The organism is Bacillus hominis (assembly GCF_018332515.1).
GTDB classification, from domain to species: domain Bacteria; phylum Bacillota; class Bacilli; order Bacillales; family Bacillaceae_G; genus Bacillus_A; species Bacillus_A hominis.
Map to the genome: position 1 here is coordinate 1 of NZ_BOQD01000200.1, position 18,896 is coordinate 18,896.

Genomic DNA, 18,896 nt, shown 5'->3' on the forward strand with positions numbered 1-18,896 from the left:
AATGATGATAATGGTTATGATATAAGTGATTATTGTAAAATTATGAATGAGTTCGGAACGATGGAAGATTGGGATGAGCTATTACATGAAATGCATGAACGTAATATGAAACTTATGATGGACTTAGTTGTTAATCATACTTCTGATGAACATAATTGGTTTATTGAATCACGTAAATCAAAAGATAATAAATATAGAGATTACTATATATGGCGTCCTGGAAAAGAAGGGAAAGAGCCGAATAACTGGGGAGCAGCTTTTAGTGGATCTGCATGGCAATATGATGAAATGACAGATGAATATTATTTACATCTGTTTTCTAAAAAACAGCCAGATTTAAACTGGGATAATGAAAAGGTAAGAAATGATGTTTATGAAATGATGAAGTTTTGGTTAGAAAAAGGAATTGATGGATTCCGTATGGATGTAATCAATTTTATTTCTAAAGAAGAAGGTTTACCAACTGTTGAAACGGCTGAAGAGGGATATGTTTCAGGGCATAAACATTTTATGAATGGCCCAAACATTCATAAATACTTACATGAAATGAATGAAGAAGTATTATCTCATTATGATATTATGACGGTTGGTGAGATGCCTGGTGTAACAACAGAAGAGGCTAAAATGTATACGGGAGAAGCTAGAAAAGAATTACAAATGGTATTCCAATTTGAACATATGGATTTAGATTCAGGAGAAGGTGGGAAATGGGATGTAAAACCATGTTCACTTCTTACTTTAAAAGAGAATTTAACAAAGTGGCAAAAAGCATTAGAACATACAGGATGGAATAGTCTGTATTGGAATAACCATGATCAGCCTCGCGTTGTATCTCGTTTCGGTAATGATGGAATGTATCGTACTGAATCTGCAAAAATGTTAGCAACAGTTCTGCATATGATGAAGGGAACACCGTATATTTATCAAGGGGAAGAAATCGGAATGACTAACGTCCGATTCGAATCAATTGATGAATATCGAGATATTGAAACTTTAAATATGTACAATGAAAAAGTAGTAGACCGTGGTGAAAATAAAGAAAAAGTAATGGAATCTATTTATATAAAAGGCCGAGATAATGCTAGAACTCCGATGCAGTGGGATGATAGAGAGCATGCGGGATTTACAGCAGGTGAGCCATGGATTGCGGTAAACCCTAATTACAAAGAGATTAATGTGGAACGTGCAATTCAAGATGAAAACTCCATTTTTTATTACTATAAAAAATTAATTGAGCTACGTAAAAATAATGAGATTGTTGTGTATGGATCGTATGATTTAATTCTAGAAAACAATCCGTCTATTTTTGCTTACGTAAGAACATATGGGGAAGAAAAACTTCTTATTATTGCAAACTTTACTGCGGATAAATGTGTATTTGAATTACCTGAGGATATTAGTTACAGTGACTTAGAGTTATTAATACACAATTATAACGTGGAAGTCGGATCGATAGATAACATTACATTACGTCCGTATGAAGCAATGGTATTTAAATTAAAATAAGAAGAAGCCTTATGCCACCCTGGCGTAAGGCTTTTTCTATTACCATTTTAATATTGAGAATCCGTGCGGTGGAAGTGTAACTTGTAATACACTTGCTTCCGCTGAAAATTCTTCGTTTGTATAGATATTAATTATTTTCTTCCCAGTAATATGAAGTGGGAGTGAAGTTGTAACTTCACTGTTAGTAGGATTTAAAACGAAAAAGATAGTTTCATCTTCATATGTTTTCTTATAAGAAATATAATTATGCTCATCATTTGCCTCAATGAATTGGAAAGTACCATGTCCTCCAAATGCTTTATACTGTTTCCGTAATGAAATTAATGTTTGTATATGTGTAAATAAAAGAGTATCTTGTTCTTTTTCATCCCATATCATGCATTTGCGACAGCCAGGGTCCATTCCACCATCCATACCGATTTCATCGCCGTAATAAATACAAGGAGAACCGATGAAAGAAAGGTGAAATACATAGAGTAACTGTAACTTATTTTTATCCCCGTTACATGTTGCTAAAATTCTAGGTGTGTCATGACTGTCTAATAAATGAAATGCCGCTTCATTTACATTCATAGAGTAGGAATGTAGAGAATCGGTAATTTGTTTCATAAATTCACTTGCATTAATGGACTCGTTAGCAAAGTAAGAAAGTAGAGCGTTTGTAACAGGATAGCTCATTACAGCATCAAATTGGTCACCTTGTAGCCATGGGAGTGCATCGTGCCAAATTTCGCCTAAAATATATACTTCAGGATTTAATGCTTTTATTTCACTTCGGAATTCTCTCCAAAAGCTGTGATCGACTTCATTTGCTACATCAAGGCGCCAACCATCTATATGGAATTCTCTTACCCAATAACGACCTACTTCAAGTAAATATTCTTTTACATCTGGATGTGCCGTATTTAATTTAGGCATATATGGTGTAAATGCGAAAGTATCATAGTTAGGAAGTGGCTCGGTTATAATTGGAAATTCATGAATATGGAACCAATCTTTATAGGCAGAATTCTCACCTTGGTCCAGCACGTCTTGAAATTTATCAAAGAAGTATCCGCTATGATTAAAAACAGCGTCGAGCATTACTTTTATACCACGTTTATGACACGCCTGAACGAGTTCTTTGAAAGTTTCTTTTGTCCCGAATTGTGGATCGATTTCCATGTAATCAATTGTGTCATATTTATGATTCGAATGAGCTTTGAAAATAGGAGTGAAATAAATGCCAGAGATTCCAAGCTTCACAAGGTAATCAAGATTTTGAAGAATACCAGCAAAATCACCTCCGAAAAAATTAGTTGGAGTTGGCTCAGCGCTTCCCCAAGGAAGGGTGTCCGCTGGATTTAATGTGCTATCCCCGTTAGCGAATCGTTCCGGGAAAATTTGATACCATACTGTGTCTTTAATCCAGGAAGGTGCTCTGAAAACGTCTTTTGCATGAATGAATGGAAAGCAGAAAAAGTTACCGACATCGTCATTTGGAATATTAGAAAAAAATCCTCGTTCTGTATAAATAAGAGTTTCTACGTCGTTTTTTAATTCGAATCCATAACGTAAGCGTTTAAATTTTGGTTTGATTGAAACCGACCAATAATCAAATAACTCAGTAGATCCGGTTTTTTTCATCGGTGTACTCGCTGTAATCCATTTCCCATCTTGCCATTCGTATGGATCACCGTAGATGAGAGCGACGCTGTGAACATCATTTCTTTTGGTGTGTATACGGATGTGAATTGTTTTTTCGTCGTAAGCGTATGCATAACTATCTTTTGGCCTATGATAGATCGCTTCTTTAAGCATATAGAAAATCCCCCTTTAATATCTCTATACATATAGTCCCCTTAAACGAAATAATAAAGATTATGTTGCAAACGATTGCCTTCCACATAACTTTAATATTGCTTATAAGAGTAGTATTAAAGTTATGTAAAGTCAATGAATAAAGAGTATGATAAGATTATTTTGAAAATTAATATTTGCAAAATGAATAAAAGGATGTATAATGATAGACAAATAGCGCAAACGTTTTCATAGATTTAGATATTGTTTGCGCTTCTATTAAACTATTAAATGCAAACGTTTTCAATTAAAGAGGTACATAGACAATTTAGGGAGGTTTTTGGGATGAAGAAAGCATTATCACTATTAACGATTTCAGCATTGTCAATCGGTATGTTATCTGCATGTGGACCGAAAGATTCAGGGAAAAAGGAAGTAAGTAAAGAGAAGAAAGATTATGATCTTCTCGTTTGGGAAGATGAGAAAAAAGGTGTGGGTCTAGAGCCGGCAGTGAAAAGTTTTGAAAAGAAATATAATGTAAAAGTAAAAGTTGAAGAGGTTCAGATGACGAAACAAATAGAAAAACTTCGTCTCGACGGTCCAGCTGGCACAGGGCCAGATGTTGTAACATTGCCACATGATCATATTGGTAATGCGGTAACAGAAGGGCTACTTTCAGAAGTGAAAGTGGATGATACAGTAAAAAGTAAATTTACAGATTTATCAATAGAAGCACAAACGTATAACGGAAAATTATACGGTTTACCAAAAGCAATTGAAACACCAATCTTTATTTATAATAAAAAATTGATGCAAAAAGCACCTGAAACGATGGATGAGCTGTTTAACTTCTCAAAAGACTTTACGAAGGATGGCAAGTACGGATTTTTAGCACTAGGAGATAACTTCTACTTCGCTAATGCATTTATGGCAGGTATGGGCGGCTATGTATTTGGTGAGAAAGACGGAAAACCAAATGCAAATGATATCGGATTAAATAATAGCGGTGCAGTACAAGGTGCTGAGTATATTCAAAAATGGTACAAAGAAAAGTTATTCCCGAAAGGTATTATCGGTGAATCTGGTGGTTCAGCTGCAGATGGATTATTTAATGAAGGAAAAGCAGCATCTATTATGAATGGTCCATGGGCATTCCAAGCGATGGAAAAGGCTGGAATTGATTATGGTGTTGCTCCAATGCCAAAATTACCAAATGGTCAACCGATGAAAACGTTCGTTGGTGTAAAAGGATGGCATGTAACAAGCTTCTCTAAACAAAATGATTTAGCTACAAAATTCACTGAGTGGGTTACAAATGAAGAAAATGCGAAAATTCGATTTGAGAAAACGAAAGAAATTCCGCCAGTAAAATCAGTAATGGAAGATCCAATCATTAAAGATAACGAAGCTGCAAAAGCAGTTGCAACGCAATCGGAAAATGGAATTCCAATGCCGAATATTCCAGAAATGCAGGAAGTTTGGAAACCAGCTGGGGATGCGCTTCAATTAGTTGTATCAGATAAAGAAGCACCAAAATCCGCACTTGATAATGCAGTGAAACAAATTAAAGGTAATATTGAGGAAAATCATAGTAAGAAAAAATAAGGTGAAATTCGTGCTTCTAATATAAGAGGCACGAATTCTCTCCCTTCCAAGTAGGAAGAAAAAAGGGGGAAGGAACATGCAAACATCTATGGAACCAGAGAAAGAGTTAAACGGTTCAAAGCATAGGAAAATGGCGACCATGTTATCAATCATTCCAGGTATTGGTCAACTATATAATAAACAATTTGTAAAAGGTCTTATTTTTCTAGTATTAACAGGTTCATTTATTGTAGCATTTGCTGATTTGTTAAATATAGGATTATGGGGAATTGTAACGCTTGGTACAGAAGTTCCACGTGACCATTCGGTCTTTCTATTAGTAGAAGGGATTTTGGCACTAATCGTCGTAGTGTTTGGACTCGGAATATATGGATTTAACTTATATGATGCATACCAAAATGGGAAGAAACGTGATATAGGAACACCATTAAACTCAGTAAAAGAGCAATACCGTAACTTATTAGATCAAGGTTTTCCATATTTAATGGTTTCACCAGGATTTCTATTACTAATCTTTGTAGTTGTATTTCCAATCATTTTTGTAATCTTAATTGGATTTACGAACTATGACTTATATCACTCTCCTCCGGCTAAATTAGTAGATTGGGTGGGCTTTAAAAACTTTATTGATATTTTCACATTACCAATGTGGAGAGATACATTTTTAAGTGTATTTTCTTGGACTGTCATTTGGACGTTTGTTGCAACAACGTTACAAGTTGCACTTGGTATTTTTTTAGCGATTATCGTAAATCAGCCTGGTATTAAAGGGAAGGCAATTATTCGAACAATCTTTATTTTACCGTGGGCTGTTCCAGCATTCGTATCTATTCTTGTATTTGCTGGTATGTTTAATGAAACATTTGGAGCAATTAATAACCAAGTATTAGCTTTATTCGGGATTGAAAAGATTGCTTGGATGACAGATCCGTTTTGGGCGAAGATGGCTTTAATTATGATTCAAACGTGGCTCGGTTTCCCGTTCGTCTTTGCAATGACAACAGGTATATTGCAATCGATTCCAGGAGAATTATATGAAGCGGCTACAGTAGATGGAGCAACAGCTTGGCAACAGTTCCGCAAAATTACATTGCCACTTGTTTTATATGCAACAGCGCCAATATTAATTACGCAATATACGTTTAACTTTAATAATTTTAGTATTATTTATCTATTTAATAGCGGGGGACCTGCTGTGTCTGGACAAAATGCGGGTGGAACGGATATTTTAATTTCATGGATTTATAAGTTAACGATGACTTCGGCTCAGTACGGAAAAGCAGCAGCTCTTACAATGATTTTATCGTTAATCGTTATTACAGTTGCATTATGGCAATTTAAGAGAACAAAATCATTCCAAGAAGAGGATATGATGTAAATGAATATTAAACGACAAAAGATGTTACGTCTTTCATTAAGTTATTTAGTTATCTTCATAATGTGTGCGATTATTTTCTATCCATTATTATGGATAATTGGCTCATCGTTTAATCCAGGGGATAGTTTATCTGGGTCAAGTATTATTCCGAAAAATGCCACGTTAGATCATTATCGCAAGCTACTTGATCTCGATTCAAGTAACTACTTACTTTGGTATAAAAATACTTTAAAAGTTAGCGTAATGACGATGATTTTCTCTGTGCTAGCCATTAGCTTTACTGCTTATGCATTTTCGAGATATCGTTTTGTTGGAAGAAAGAATGGTTTATTAACATTTTTAATTCTGCAAATGATTCCGAACTTTGCAGCGTTAATCGCACTATATATATTAGCTCAGTTAACAGGATTACTTGATACACATCTTGCATTAATTTTAATTTATGTGGGCGGAGCAATTCCGATGAATACATGGCTTATGAAAGGGTATTTTGATACGATTCCGAAAGAGTTGGATGAATCAGCTCGAATGGATGGAGCAGGGCATTTCCGTATTTTCTGGCAAATCATTATGCCGCTTGCAAAACCAATCGTAGCGGTTGTAGCTTTATTCACTTTCATCGGTCCATTTACAGATTTCATTTTAGCGAGTATTATTTTGCGCACACCGGAAAATTATACTTTAGCAGTTGGACTATATGAAATGGTAGCGAAAAAATTTGGTAATGAATTTACGACATTTGCAGCTGGCTCAGTATTAATTGCAATTCCGATTTCTATTTTATTCTTATCGCTGCAAAAATATTTTGTTTCCGGTTTAACAGCTGGAGGTACGAAAGGATGAAAAATGGGACACTGCGTCCCATTTTTCTTTTCATCTCCCTATAAAAAGCTTTATAGGGAGATGAAAAGAGATTTGACATCACATGTGAAAAGAAGTGCAATAAATAGTATATTATAGTATAGGAAAAAAGAGCTATATCCCTTACAATACATGAAGAGGGAGAATATGATAAGTTTTGAAAGATAGAATAAATAAATGAAAGTTTATGACTTCTCCTATTACTTGCAACGGGTGCAAGATAAAGTGAAACGGGGGTCTTACTGCCCGGCAAATAGCGGGATAAAAATATATGGAGAATGGCAGAGAAGTGAGAGGAGGGGATTTTTATGACAGTTACAATTAAAGATGTAGCGAAGAAGGCGAATGTAGCACCATCTACCGTTTCTCGTGTAATTGCTGATAATCCAAGTATAAGTGAAAAAACAAAGCGCCGTGTCCGGAAAGTAATGAGTGAACTAGGATATCATCCAAATTTAAATGCAAGAAATCTTGCGAACCAAACGACGAAAACGCTTGGTCTTGTTATGCCGAGTTCGGCAAGTAAAGCTTTTCAAAATCCATTTTTCCCAGAAGTTATAAGAGGGATTAGTTCATTTGCACATATGGAAGGGTATGCGCTTTATATGTCGACAGGTGAAACGGAAGAAGAAATTTTTAATGGTGTTGTAAAGATGGTACAAGGGCGTCAAATTGGTGGAATTATTCTTTTATATTCAAGAGAAAATGACCGGATTATTCAGTATTTGCATAATCAAAAATTCCCGTTTGTATTGATTGGAAAACCATATGATCGAAAAGATGAAATTACATATGTAGATAATGACAATTATACAGCAGCAAGAGAAGTAGCGGAATATTTGATTTCATTAGGCCATAAACAAATCGCGTTCATTGGCGGGGGCTCAGATTTACTTGTAACGAGAGAGCGTTTAGCTGGTATGAGTGATGCTTTAAAATTGGCAGATATTGTATTACCAAAAGAGTATATTTTACATTTTGATTTTTCAAGGGAAAGTGGTCAACAAGCCGTTGAGGAATTAATGGGACTGAAGCAACCGCCGACGGCAATTATGGCAACGGACGATTTAATTGGACTTGGTGTGTTAAGTGCTCTTTCTAAAAAAGGGTTCGTTGTACCGAAGGATGTTTCTATTGTAAGCTTTAACAATGCCTTATTATCAGAAATAGCTAGTCCACCACTTTCGACAGTTGATGTGAATATTTATCAATTAGGGTATGAAGCAGCAAAAGCATTAGTCGATAAGGTAGAGCATTCTGAATCTACTTCAAAATGCATTATTATTCCGCATAAATTATTGAAGCGTCAAACTTGTGATCATTACGCATAAAGTGAAACTTTAATCAGTGGGGGGGTTCCCCACTGATTATTAGCCTTCACTAATCGGGCGTTTACGGGCAGCCCGACTCCCACCTAACTTCTTTGCTCCAGCCGAATTTTGAGGTGGGAGTTTTACTGCCCACAAATAGCGGGATAAAAAAGCTAAGAGTTTAACTCTTAGCTTTTTGCTTTAAAAAGGCTTCTAAACGGTCACAGCCTTCTTTTAAAGTTTCGATACTGTAAGCATAGGAAAGGCGAAGGTAGCCTTCACCGTATTCGGAAAATGCCGTTCCAGGAACCACGGCCAGCCCAGCTTCTTTTACAAGATCAAGTGCAAAATCAAATGATGAAGAGGTTAAGTTTCCGACATATGGGAATAAGTAAAACGCACCTGTTGGCTTCTCAACGGTTAAGCCCATTTGAATGAGTCTATTATATACATAATCACGGCGTTTTTTGTATTGATAGCGCATCATCTTCGGTGCATCTTTAGCAGCTGTTAACGCTTCAATTGCAGCATGTTGTGCGATTGAATTCGCACATGTCACATTATATTGATGAACTTTTAAAATATGCTTTGCTAAATAATCCGGAGCAAATAAAAAGCCGATTCGCCACCCTGTCATAGAATGTGATTTGGCTAAGCCATTAATGACAATCGTTTTGTCACGCATTTCTGGGAATTGAGCGATAGATGTATGTTGTCCTTCATATACTAGCTCGCTATATATTTCGTCAGAAAGAACGAAAATATTTTTATCTTTTAAAACAGATACAATCGTTTCTAATTCTTCTTTTGGCAATGTAACGCCAGTCGGATTAGATGGATACGGTAAAACGACGCATCTTGTTCGTTCTGAAATTGCATTTTGCAGAGCTTCAGCTGTTAAACGAAATCCAGTTTCACGAACATCTATAAAGATAGGTGTTGCACCGCATTGTCGAATAATAGGCTCATAACCTGGATAAATAGGCGCAGGTAAAATCACTTCCGTTCCGGGCTCTAAAATTGTTCGGAATGCAACATCAATCGCTTCACTAGCACCGATTGTAACGATGGTTTCGTTTTCAGGTGAATAGTGTAAATCGTAATTATCTTTTACAAAGTTACAAGCCGCCTCGCGTAATTTTAGTAAACCAGCGTTATGTGTATAGCTTGTATAATTTTCTGTAATGGCCCGTTTAGCAGCTTCTTTTACTAGAGAAGGTGTAGGGAAATCGGGTTGCCCAATTGTTAAAGAGATGAGATTATCATAATTTTGAATCATGTTAGAGAATTGACGGATTCCAGAAATTTGGATATCCTTCACTCTAGGGTTAATGAATTGTTCCATTGTATCTCCCTTTCTTCCGTTTGAAAATTAAGTTCATTTTATCATATTTTTCAGTATTACGCAGGGAAATCATACTGATTTAAGTTTCGCTTTATTTAAGAAGAAAGGTTGTGTATAGTGCACAAAAAAAGCCGCTGAAAGCGACTTTTTAATAACCATATTCCCAATCTATTTCATCTTCGTTCCAAAGTACTGAAGATACTTTGCCAAGATGGACAACGGATTCATTTACAGCACATGTACAGTTTTCTTTCCCCGTCTTATGTTGCAATTCTTCGTATACTGATTTTTCAACGTTTTCTAGCACAACCAAATTCTCTTCTTTTAAAACAAGCGTAGTACCCGCCATATTTATCTTCCTCCTACTAAAGTAATGATCACTTATTTGTAAACATAGATAGTATGGATTATATGCTGTAGTTTGCGATAGTTGTCCGTCTGATGAAGTGTTTTTTATTTTCTTTGTAATCCGTATTCATTGTATACTGCGCGAAGGAAATTTGGTACAGGGTTTACAATCATTTCGGAAATCTGTAACATTTATTATGAGTTGTTAACAAATAATTAACAAAAATGTTAAGAAAAATCAAAATTTTGAAACAAATACACCTATAAAATGATATAATCATATCAAAATACATATAGGGGATGAGAGGCTATGGAGCTTATCCGTGATTTAATGATCCAAATTGCCATCATTATTTTGCCGCTATTTTTATATGAAGCGATTCGTTTAAATCGTTATCAAGAAATGCTTCCGAAGCCTAATCGCTACTTTATTATGTTTTTATCTAGCGTTACACTTGTTCTCTCCATGACATACTCTATTTGTTTTGGTACCGTTTGCGGATACAATTTCCATCCAATCCCGATTGTCAGTGGTTTTTTATATGGTGGGATTGTTGGGCTCATCCCTGCCATTATTTTCGTTACATATGAATGGTTTTTAAAGGGAATCAGTTGGCTTCCTATAGTGGAAGTAATATTTCTTTCGATAATTCCATTGTTCTTGTCAAAGAAATGGTCTCTTTTTTTAAGAGATAAAAAGCTAATATTAGCTTTTATGATTTCATCATTTTATGTTCTTGTTTCATTAGTATTTGCCATGTTTAATGCCCTCTTGGAGACAGGTTTTACACCATATATATCTTATCTATATAGTGGGTATATATTTGCTTCGCTTATTATGGTTATGACAATGGTATTTCAAGTATATTTGACGGAGTATTTAAATGAAAATGCGATACTACGTACAGAAATGCAAAAATCAGAAAAACTTAATATTGTAAGTGAGTTAGCTGCAAGTGTAGCGCATGAAGTTCGAAATCCTCTCACTGTTGTACGGGGGTTTATTCAATTACTAGAGAGTACGGAAGACGTGAAAAATAAAGATTATATGCGTCTCGTATTAGCTGAATTAGATCGTGCTGAACAAATTATTTCAGATTATTTGAATTTAGCACGGCCTCAAATTGAAAAAAAAGAACATATTTGTTTATCAGCGCAATTGATTGAAATGACAACTCTTATGTCATCATTTGCAGCGATGCAAGGTGTATATTTGCAAGTTGAGATTTCCGAGAGTCTTTATACAATCGGTGATAAGACGAAGTTGAAGCAAGCTATTATGAATGTTGTTAAAAACGGTATTGAAGCAATTCAAGGAAACAAAGGATATTTAAAAGTAACAGCTGTTCAAAAAGATGAAATAATCGTAATAAAAGTTAAAGATAGTGGTGTTGGAATGACAAAAGAACAGTTAACAAGGCTTGGGCAACCATATTATTCTTTAAAAGAAAAAGGAACAGGGTTAGGTCTTATGGTAACATTTAGTATTTTACAAGCACATAATGGTACACTGGAATATAAAAGTGAAAGTGGAAAGGGAACTGAAGCGATTATTATATTGCCAGCTGTAAGGAATAGGGAATAAAAGTTACCGGCAGAAGGTAACTTTTTATTTTATATTGCATTAGAAAAATATAAAGTTTTACTCATTTGTTTTTTCTTGCTTTGTTCGAATAAATAAACTTCTAAAAGATTGAAAGAAGCTTTGCTCTTTTGAGGCGGCGACTAATCTTTTTGTTTCTTGAATTTCGCGAATAACTTGCATAAGTTGTGCATCGCGGGTGCTGTCTTTATTATAAATTTGACTTACAAGTTTATTCATTTTCTCTTCTTGCTTGGATTCTCGTTTATACATATGATTCATTAATAAGTCCATCTTTTCTTTTTGGAGTGCATCTGTTTGAGCGGCATGATCAACTAACTCGTGTAACATTTTTTCTTGAGAACCTTCTTTTACATAAACTTGTTGCATCAATTCATCTAACTTTTCATCTTTTAAACGATTTTGTGTAATTAGGGTAGAATTTTGGTGAATAATTGCTTCATTTAATTGAGCGAGCATTTCAAGTTTTAACATGAATTCTTCAAAGTTACGCCCATCTTCTTTTGGTTGCACTTCTTGTTTATCTTGAATAATAGGCACAGGTGGAGCTTCTTTTTCTTTTAAAATAATAGGTATTGTTTCTGAAATATCTTCTTGTAATGTAGCAGCTCTTTCATGTATAGATTTCAATAGTTTTAAATCATCCAGTTTATAAATACGAGCGTCAGCTGTTTTTGAAATGATATAACCGTGTTCCTCTAATAGTTGGCTATATTTTCGAACTATATGTTTTGGGATGCCTGTTTTATTTGTAACATCTTTCGTTTTATAAATAGCTTCCATGAGATTTCCTCCCCAAAAAGTATCGTATATATCATTTCAATCTTTTATGAGGACTTCCTTTGAAAAAGAATGTCGGAAGGTTATTAGTTTTCTACAGCATTAGAGAAATGATGAGGAAAAATGAGTGTTTTTGGCGAAATAGCAGGGCTACGCTAAAATAATGTCTGAAAACATATACAGGAGAAGTTTGTTATAATAGCTGAGGAAAAGAAATTGGTAGGAACACGGAGGTACACATGAAGCAATTTAAAGGTATTATCATTTCAATTATTGCAATCCTTTCTATTTTAGTAGCGGTATATGAAGTACTTGTGCCAGAGGAGACAAGTACTAAAAAAACAACTACGTATGATCAAATTCTAGAGTTTCCTAAAGAACGATATCCAGAGACCGGGAAACATATAACGGATGCTATAAAAGAAGGGCATTCAGAAATGTGTACAATTGATCGTAATGGTGCAGCGGATAGAAGGAAATTATCGTTAGCGCCATATCCGACGAAGAAAGGCTATGATCGTGATGAATGGCCGATGGCGATGTGTAAGGAAGGCGGAAAAGGAGCTCATATTGAATATATAAGTCCAGCAGATAACCGCGGTGCAGGTTCTTGGGTAGGGAATAAGCTAGACAAATACCCAGATGGTACGCGTGTGAAATTTGAAGTGAAATAGTAACTAGCATACATTTCATAGTGGAGGAGAGGGATAGTTATGGAACTAACAATTTCATATTCGCAATTAATGATAATGAATTATGATGGTCAGCAGCCTTATGTAGATTGGACTCCTGAAGATTTTGAAAGAGGCTATGCTAAGGCGGATGGAACTGTTATTTTTGAAGCACTCTCTGATTATACTTGTGAAGTAAAAGTGACTTGTGGGAAACATATTGAGAAAGAAGAAGTGATTAGAACGGTTACGGTTCCTTTTACAGTTGAAAATGAATGTGTCGTTGTAACAAGTATTCTTTCAAATAAATTTCAAATCCCTATTCCAAATGGTGAGTATACAGTTGTATTACAGGCAATTCCTCTTGAAGAGCCAACGGATGATGAATTATATAAAATACAATACGAATTCTTTTTTGAAAGTAAAGAATAAAAAATGGGTTATCCTCAGGAAGGATAACCCATTTTTGTTATGCGTTTGTTTTTAAAAGGGAACGAGCGTCTTTTGCTGCCAGAACCATGTGCTCTAAAGCAGGTATAACTTCCTCAGTTCTTCGTGTTTTTAAACCACAGTCTGGATTAATCCAGAAGTATTTAGGATCACATACTTGTAAAGATTGTTCTACGATTGCAAACATTTCATCTTTACTTGGGACACGTGGGCTATGAATATCATATACACCTAGACCGATTCCTTTTTCATATGTTGTATGTTTTAATGTATGAATAAATTCTCCATGACTTCTTGATGTTTCGATAGAAATAACATCTGCATCTAACGCACGAATTGCATCTACAATATCTTCGAAGTTACTGTAACACATATGAGTATGAATTTGTGTTTCATTTTCTACAGAAGATGTTGCTAAAAGGAATGATTGAACTGCCCATGTAATGTATGCATCCCAATCTTTTTCTTTTAACGGCATACCTTCACGAAGTGCAGGCTCATCGACTTGGATTACTCTAATTCCGGAAGATTCAAGCAATTCAATTTCATGACGAAGTGCTAATGCAATTTGATATGAAACTTCTTTTCTTGAAATATCATTTCGAACGAATGACCAATTTAAAATAGTGACAGGTCCAGTTAGCATACCTTTTACTACTTTCTCTGTTAAGCTTTGTGCATATACAGTTTCTTTAATAGTCATTCCACTTATAAAGGCAACATCACCATAAATAACAGGTGGTTTTACGCAGCGAGAACCGTATGATTGTACCCATCCGTTTTTAGTAAAGGAGAAACCAGCAAGTCTTTCTCCAAAATATTCCACCATGTCAGTTCTTTCGAATTCACCATGTACTAGTACATCAAGACCAATATCTTCTTGGTAACGAATCCATTTAGCAGTTTCTTGTTCAATGAATTGATTATATTGTTCATTTGTAATATCGCCGTTACGCCACTGTTTACGTGTTTGACGAACTTCAGATGTTTGCGGGAAGCTACCGATAGTTGTTGTTGGTAACAACGGTAATTGTAAAGCTACTTGCTGTAGTTCATATCGTTTTTCAAATGGAAGAGGACGTGAGAAATCATCTTCTTTAAGTGATGTACGTGCCACTTTTACATCTTCACGATTACGTGCAGCTGATGAGCGGATTGCATGATGTGCATTCCGATATGTTGTCAGATCGCTACTGATGCTTTCTACACCTTTAGTAAGAGCAGAATGGATAAGGACTAGTTCTTCTAATTTTTGATTAGCAAATGCAAGTGCATCAAATAATTCAGTTGCTAAGTGCGTTTCTTCCGTTTTATCAATTGGAGTATGCAATAAGCTACAAGAAGGTTGAACAATTAAACCTTTTGCTGTGATTTGATTTTGTAATGTTGTAAATAAAGAAAGTACATCATCAAGATCAGCTCTCCAAATGTTACGGCCATCTATACAACCGATAGCTAAAATTTTATCAGCTGGGAATCCATATTTTGAAATAGCATTTACATTACCTTCTTTGCCATGAACAAAGTCTAATCCAATACCAGAAACAGGGAATGTAATGATTTCTTCATAGTTCTCTTCTACACTATCAAAATATGTTTGTAGAAGAAGATTAGCATCCGGAACCTCTTTATGAATAGCTTCGTAAAGTTCTTTCGCTTGATTCATTTCATCTTTTGTTAAAGATGCAAAGATTGGTTCGTCAACTTGAATAATTTGTGCTCCAGCTGCGTGTAATTCAGAGAATAATTGTACATAAGGTGCAACTAGCTCTTTTAAAATAGTGGCAAATTGCTCTTCGTTATAACCTTTTGCTAGTTTTAGGAATGTATAAGGTCCTAAAATAACTGGTTTTCCATCAACGCCTAACTCTTTTTTCGCTTCTTCATATAAACGAAGAGGACGATTGTCTTTTAAAGAGATTTGTAATCCTTCTTCATATTCAGGAACAATATAATGATAGTTTGTGTTAAACCATTTTGTCATTTCAGAAGCAACGTGATCTTTAGAGCCACGTGCCATTGCAAAATATACATCAAGGTAAGAGGTAAACTCTGAAAAACGTGACGGGATGAATCCTAACATGTAGGCCGTATCCAGAACGTGGTCATAATATGTAAAATCGCCAACTGGAATTAATTCAATTCCTTTTTCTTGCTGTACTTTGACGTGTTGAAGGCGAATTTCTTTCATTGTCGTTAAAAATTGTTCTTCATCAATTTTATTGGACCAAAAAGCTTCCAATGTTTTTTTCCACTCTCGTTGTAGTCCGATACGTGGATAACCTAAGTTACTTGTTTGAATTGCCATTTTAAATTCCTCCCTAATTGAAAGTAAGCATTTCCGTTTACTCGGAAATACCTATAACAAAAAGCATAAAGGCATAGAAAAATAAGCCTTCCTTTTTGTTCTTAACACCTCATCATCATCCGTGAGTCTATCAGTGTTGTTAAAATAGGCAGGTCTCCTGACTTATGCTTCATATAATTTCTTTCACCTTCCCGTTTTCACAGTGGCACAAAAAAGAAATCTCAGCATTTACAGTGGCGGGACCGTGTTGGAGTTTCACCAAACTTCCCTTTTAAACACGAAGTGAAATATTCGTGTACCTATTTTCCTTTTGAAAGGAATTTAACAAGCGATATGATATTGAAACAAATTCTAACACAATTTTCGGAATTTTGTCCACTGTTTTAAAATAAGAAAATTCTAAAGTTTTTTTATTTCTTTTCATTCGGAAAATTAAGAATCTTTAGCGGTTATTTATTATTAAAATGAGGGTGTTTTGAGTTGCGAGGAATAATTATAGTGTTAAGTTTTTCTAAAAGAGGAGGCACCTCTTTTAGAAAAACTTAATCATTATCTACACCTATTTCTGAAAGACGACCTGCAGTTGCATCTTTTAGGAGTGTGTTTAGCCAACGTAATTCAACATTAATATGCTCAATGACGCTTTGTAAAATATATAGTTGGGCACGAGGAACTCTTCGTTTGTTATGATCGTATATCGTTTGCATTGTATGTAAGTATTGAACAGTGTCATCTCTCTTTTTTTCCAAAATAGGAACTAATGCTTGTTCGTCACTAAAGTGAGCGAAAGAGAGTGCTGAATAAATTGGTTTATATATTTGATTTTTTGCTTCAAATTGTTTTAATAATAAAGTGTGGAAAAGCTCTTTGCCTTCTTCAGTTATATGGAAGATTGTCTTATCGGGTCTATTTGTATCTCGAACAATATTGGTAACGCTAATCGCACCTTGTTTTTCTAATTGCTCGAAGGCATAGTATAGCGATCCCTTGGCATATTTAATATAACAATCCATTTGTCTTTCTTTCATTATATGTTGAACTTCATATGGATGTTTATCTCCTTCGAGTAACAAGCCGAGAATGACTAACTTCATGCTCATGCTGTCTCAACTCCTGTATATAGAAACTTTATATATATTATAAACGGTATATCCTCTTTCATAAAGGGATATACCGTTTCGTTTTTCTATATTAGCTTACTTGTTTTTGTTTTTGCTTTGTTTTCGGTCCTGTTAAAAGACGTTCATTTCCCATAAGTAAAATACAAATTATACTTAGCGTAGCTGGGATAAGTGCCCAGAAAAATGTATTAGCAATAGATGTTGCAAGAGCCTCCTTAATTCCGCTCAGTACTTCAGGAGGTAGCTTTTCAGTAGCATTTGGTGATAATAAAAAGCTTGTGTCTCCACCTTTTGGAGCCATTTTTGCTAGTTCAGGAGGGAAGACTGCTTTTAATTTATCAGTGAAAACATGATTTTGAATCGCACCGAAAATCGTGACGCCAAGGGTCATTCCAAGTGAACGGAAGAATGAGTTCGTTGATGTAGCAGAACCGCGATCTCTCATTTCTAGTTTGTGAATAGATGCCATACTTAAAACTGAGAAGGAGAATCCAACTCCGAGTCCAGCAAGCACCATAAACATTGTTACGAGTGTGCGAGGTGTTTCCATTGTTAAAGTACTTAGTAAATAAATACCAAGAACGAAGAAAACTCCAGATACTATCATGATGTTACGATAACTTGTTCGTGAAGCTAATTGTCCACCAGTTTGACTTCCGATTACAGATCCTACCATCATAGGTGTCAAAATTAATCCAGCATTTGAGGCTGAACCACCGAGAACACCTTGAACGAAGATTGGAATATAAACTGTACAGATGATAAAAGCTGCGCCATAGAAAAAGGCAACACCTTGGCTAGCTGCAAATAAAGGTTTTTTAAATAAATGGAAAGAAATAATAGGTTCGGTTGCGTTTCTTTCTATGAAGAAGAAAATAATAAGCATAATAATAACAGTTGAAAATAAACCAATAATCACATTAGAGTCCCATGCATATTCCTTACCGCCAAGTTCTAGGGCAAACATTAAGCAAATGATACTAATGACAAGTGTAATGGCACCAGCCCAGTCAATTTTTTGTTTTCGATATTCTAGAGACTCGTTATAGTATTTAGTAATGAAGAAGAAGGAAATAAGTCCTAATGGGATATTAATATAGAAGACCCAGTGCCAACTTATATAATCTGTAATGTAAGCACCTAATAAAGGTCCGAAAACACTAGATGTTCCGAAAACAGCACCAAATAGTCCGGTCATTTTTCCACGTTTTTCAGGTGGGAATATATCATACATAATTGTAAATGCGATAGGCATAAGAGCGCCGCCACCAATTCCTTGAATGGCTCTATAAATACTTAGTTGTTCAATACTTGATGCTGTCCCGCAAAGTGCAGAACCAAATAAGAAGAGAATTAATCCGCCAATATAAAAGCGTTTCCGTCCGTACATATCAGACAGCTTACCGAAAATAGGCATTCCGGCCATTGTTGCTACCATGTAGGCAGATGTGACCCAAACGAACTTGTCGAACCCTCCTAAGTCTCCGACAATCGTTGCCATCGCAGTTGCGACGATTGTGTTATCCATTGCTGCCATTAGAATACCAAGTAGTAAACCGGCGACAACAAATTTTGTTTTACTTGAGTCGTTTTTTGATAGTTGTGCTTCCAAGAGTAGCCCTCCTTTAATAAAAACTAAACTAACTTAAGTTTTTAGATGTAGTGAATAAAAACCTTTGTGTATAGTTTGTTTCATTCTCTCTTTATTTATAAAAATTGATCCTGCATGATATAAAGAATGGAAATCATAGACTATATTATAGTCAAATTTGACTAAAAGGTAAATGTTTTCTTACGCCAAAGTATTTTATCCCGATTGGTGAAGGCTAAT

Annotated in this window: 15 protein-coding genes and 1 riboswitch; of the genes, 8 read left to right on the forward strand and 7 right to left on the reverse strand. The window is 35.2% G+C overall.

Annotation, left to right across the window (positions count from 1 at the left end; translation table 11 throughout):
* On the forward strand, positions 1-1,506 hold a 1,506-nt coding region (locus KI356_RS18950), incomplete at its 5' end, for a glycoside hydrolase family 13 protein (protein ID WP_212936135.1).
* A 39-nt stretch (positions 1,507-1,545) separates the two neighbouring features.
* Here KI356_RS18950 and KI356_RS18955 read toward each other — a convergent pair.
* Entirely contained in the window at positions 1,546-3,306 is a 1,761-nt protein-coding gene (locus tag KI356_RS18955; RefSeq protein ID WP_212936136.1) for an alpha-glycosidase, read from the reverse strand.
* Between the two features lie 324 nt (positions 3,307-3,630).
* Between KI356_RS18955 and KI356_RS18960 the strand changes: the two genes are divergently transcribed.
* From KI356_RS18960 to malR, 4 genes are all read left to right on the forward strand, one after another.
* On the forward strand, positions 3,631-4,890 hold the full coding sequence (locus KI356_RS18960; RefSeq protein ID WP_212936137.1) for an extracellular solute-binding protein: 1,260 nt from the start codon (positions 3,631-3,633) through the stop codon (positions 4,888-4,890).
* 76 nt (positions 4,891-4,966) lie between these two features.
* Positions 4,967-6,268, forward strand: coding sequence for a maltosaccharide ABC transporter permease MalC (malC, locus tag KI356_RS18965; RefSeq protein ID WP_212936138.1), 1,302 nt, complete (start codon positions 4,967-4,969; stop codon positions 6,266-6,268).
* Complete coding sequence (malD, locus tag KI356_RS18970) at positions 6,269-7,111, forward strand: maltosaccharide ABC transporter permease MalD (RefSeq protein ID WP_001022600.1); 843 nt, start codon at positions 6,269-6,271, stop codon at positions 7,109-7,111.
* A 326-nt stretch (positions 7,112-7,437) separates the two neighbouring features.
* Positions 7,438-8,460 (forward strand): maltose operon transcriptional repressor MalR, encoded by a 1,023-nt coding sequence (gene malR, locus KI356_RS18975; protein ID WP_002122089.1) that lies wholly within the window; start codon positions 7,438-7,440, stop codon positions 8,458-8,460.
* A 160-nt stretch (positions 8,461-8,620) separates the two neighbouring features.
* Here the strand turns inward: malR and KI356_RS18980 are convergent, their stop codons facing one another.
* Together KI356_RS18980 and KI356_RS18985 are read right to left on the reverse strand one after the other, a co-directional pair.
* Positions 8,621-9,784 (reverse strand): aminotransferase A, encoded by a 1,164-nt coding sequence (locus KI356_RS18980; protein ID WP_128281103.1) that lies wholly within the window; start codon positions 9,782-9,784, stop codon positions 8,621-8,623.
* A gap of 148 nt (positions 9,785-9,932) precedes the next feature.
* A complete protein-coding gene (locus tag KI356_RS18985; protein ID WP_002122085.1) occupies positions 9,933-10,133 on the reverse strand; it encodes a protein YkzT in 201 nt (66 codons plus the stop codon).
* A 309-nt stretch (positions 10,134-10,442) separates the two neighbouring features.
* On the opposite strand from KI356_RS18985, the gene kinB reads away from it, so the two are divergent.
* Positions 10,443-11,717, forward strand: coding sequence for a sporulation sensor histidine kinase KinB (gene kinB / locus KI356_RS18990; protein WP_212936139.1), 1,275 nt, complete (start codon positions 10,443-10,445; stop codon positions 11,715-11,717).
* Between the two features lie 57 nt (positions 11,718-11,774).
* On the opposite strand, the gene KI356_RS18995 is transcribed toward kinB, so the two are convergent.
* Positions 11,775-12,518, reverse strand: coding sequence for a DUF3967 domain-containing protein (locus tag KI356_RS18995; RefSeq protein ID WP_128281105.1), 744 nt, complete (start codon positions 12,516-12,518; stop codon positions 11,775-11,777).
* A gap of 236 nt (positions 12,519-12,754) precedes the next feature.
* Here KI356_RS18995 and nucA point away from each other — a divergent pair, with 236 nt between their 5' ends.
* Together nucA and KI356_RS19005 are read left to right on the forward strand one after the other, a co-directional pair.
* Entirely contained in the window at positions 12,755-13,189 is a 435-nt protein-coding gene (gene nucA, locus KI356_RS19000; RefSeq protein WP_128281106.1) for a DNA-entry nuclease, read from the forward strand.
* 39 nt (positions 13,190-13,228) lie between these two features.
* Positions 13,229-13,618 carry a competence protein ComJ gene (locus KI356_RS19005; protein ID WP_128281107.1) on the forward strand — a complete coding sequence of 130 codons (390 nt, stop codon included), beginning with the start codon at positions 13,229-13,231 and terminating at the stop codon, positions 13,616-13,618.
* 37 nt (positions 13,619-13,655) lie between these two features.
* Here the strand turns inward: KI356_RS19005 and metE are convergent, their stop codons facing one another.
* The 3 genes from metE to KI356_RS19020 form a co-directional block, all read right to left on the reverse strand.
* Complete coding sequence (metE, locus tag KI356_RS19010; RefSeq protein WP_128281108.1) at positions 13,656-15,944, reverse strand: 5-methyltetrahydropteroyltriglutamate--homocysteine S-methyltransferase; 2,289 nt, start codon at positions 15,942-15,944, stop codon at positions 13,656-13,658.
* A 130-nt stretch (positions 15,945-16,074) separates the two neighbouring features.
* Positions 16,075-16,262: riboswitch (cobalamin riboswitch) on the reverse strand.
* 224 nt (positions 16,263-16,486) lie between these two features.
* On the reverse strand, positions 16,487-17,044 hold the full coding sequence (locus tag KI356_RS19015; protein ID WP_128281109.1) for a PadR family transcriptional regulator: 558 nt from the start codon (positions 17,042-17,044) through the stop codon (positions 16,487-16,489).
* 91 nt (positions 17,045-17,135) lie between these two features.
* A complete protein-coding gene (locus tag KI356_RS19020) occupies positions 17,136-18,677 on the reverse strand; it encodes an MDR family MFS transporter (protein ID WP_212936140.1) in 1,542 nt (513 codons plus the stop codon).
* Positions 18,678-18,896 lie beyond the last annotated feature (219 nt).

What these genes read in the sequence shown, in the direction of transcription:
- nucA (WP_128281106.1), top strand. Translation starts at nt 12,755, where the DNA reads ATGAAGCAATTTAAAGGTATTATCATTTCAATTATTGCAATCCTTTCT.
- KI356_RS19015 (WP_128281109.1), bottom strand. Translation starts at nt 17,044, where the DNA reads ATGAGCATGAAGTTAGTCATTCTCGGCTTGTTACTCGAAGGAGATAAA.
- malR (WP_002122089.1), top strand. Translation starts at nt 7,438, where the DNA reads ATGACAGTTACAATTAAAGATGTAGCGAAGAAGGCGAATGTAGCACCA.
- KI356_RS18985 (WP_002122085.1), bottom strand. Translation starts at nt 10,133, where the DNA reads ATGGCGGGTACTACGCTTGTTTTAAAAGAAGAGAATTTGGTTGTGCTA.
- metE (WP_128281108.1), bottom strand. Translation starts at nt 15,944, where the DNA reads ATGGCAATTCAAACAAGTAACTTAGGTTATCCACGTATCGGACTACAA.
- KI356_RS18995 (WP_128281105.1), bottom strand. Translation starts at nt 12,518, where the DNA reads ATGGAAGCTATTTATAAAACGAAAGATGTTACAAATAAAACAGGCATC.
- KI356_RS19005 (WP_128281107.1), top strand. Translation starts at nt 13,229, where the DNA reads ATGGAACTAACAATTTCATATTCGCAATTAATGATAATGAATTATGAT.
- KI356_RS18960 (WP_212936137.1), top strand. Translation starts at nt 3,631, where the DNA reads ATGAAGAAAGCATTATCACTATTAACGATTTCAGCATTGTCAATCGGT.
- KI356_RS18955 (WP_212936136.1), bottom strand. Translation starts at nt 3,306, where the DNA reads ATGCTTAAAGAAGCGATCTATCATAGGCCAAAAGATAGTTATGCATAC.
- KI356_RS18980 (WP_128281103.1), bottom strand. Translation starts at nt 9,784, where the DNA reads ATGGAACAATTCATTAACCCTAGAGTGAAGGATATCCAAATTTCTGGA.
- kinB (WP_212936139.1), top strand. Translation starts at nt 10,443, where the DNA reads ATGGAGCTTATCCGTGATTTAATGATCCAAATTGCCATCATTATTTTG.
- malC (WP_212936138.1), top strand. Translation starts at nt 4,967, where the DNA reads ATGCAAACATCTATGGAACCAGAGAAAGAGTTAAACGGTTCAAAGCAT.
- malD (WP_001022600.1), top strand. Translation starts at nt 6,269, where the DNA reads ATGAATATTAAACGACAAAAGATGTTACGTCTTTCATTAAGTTATTTA.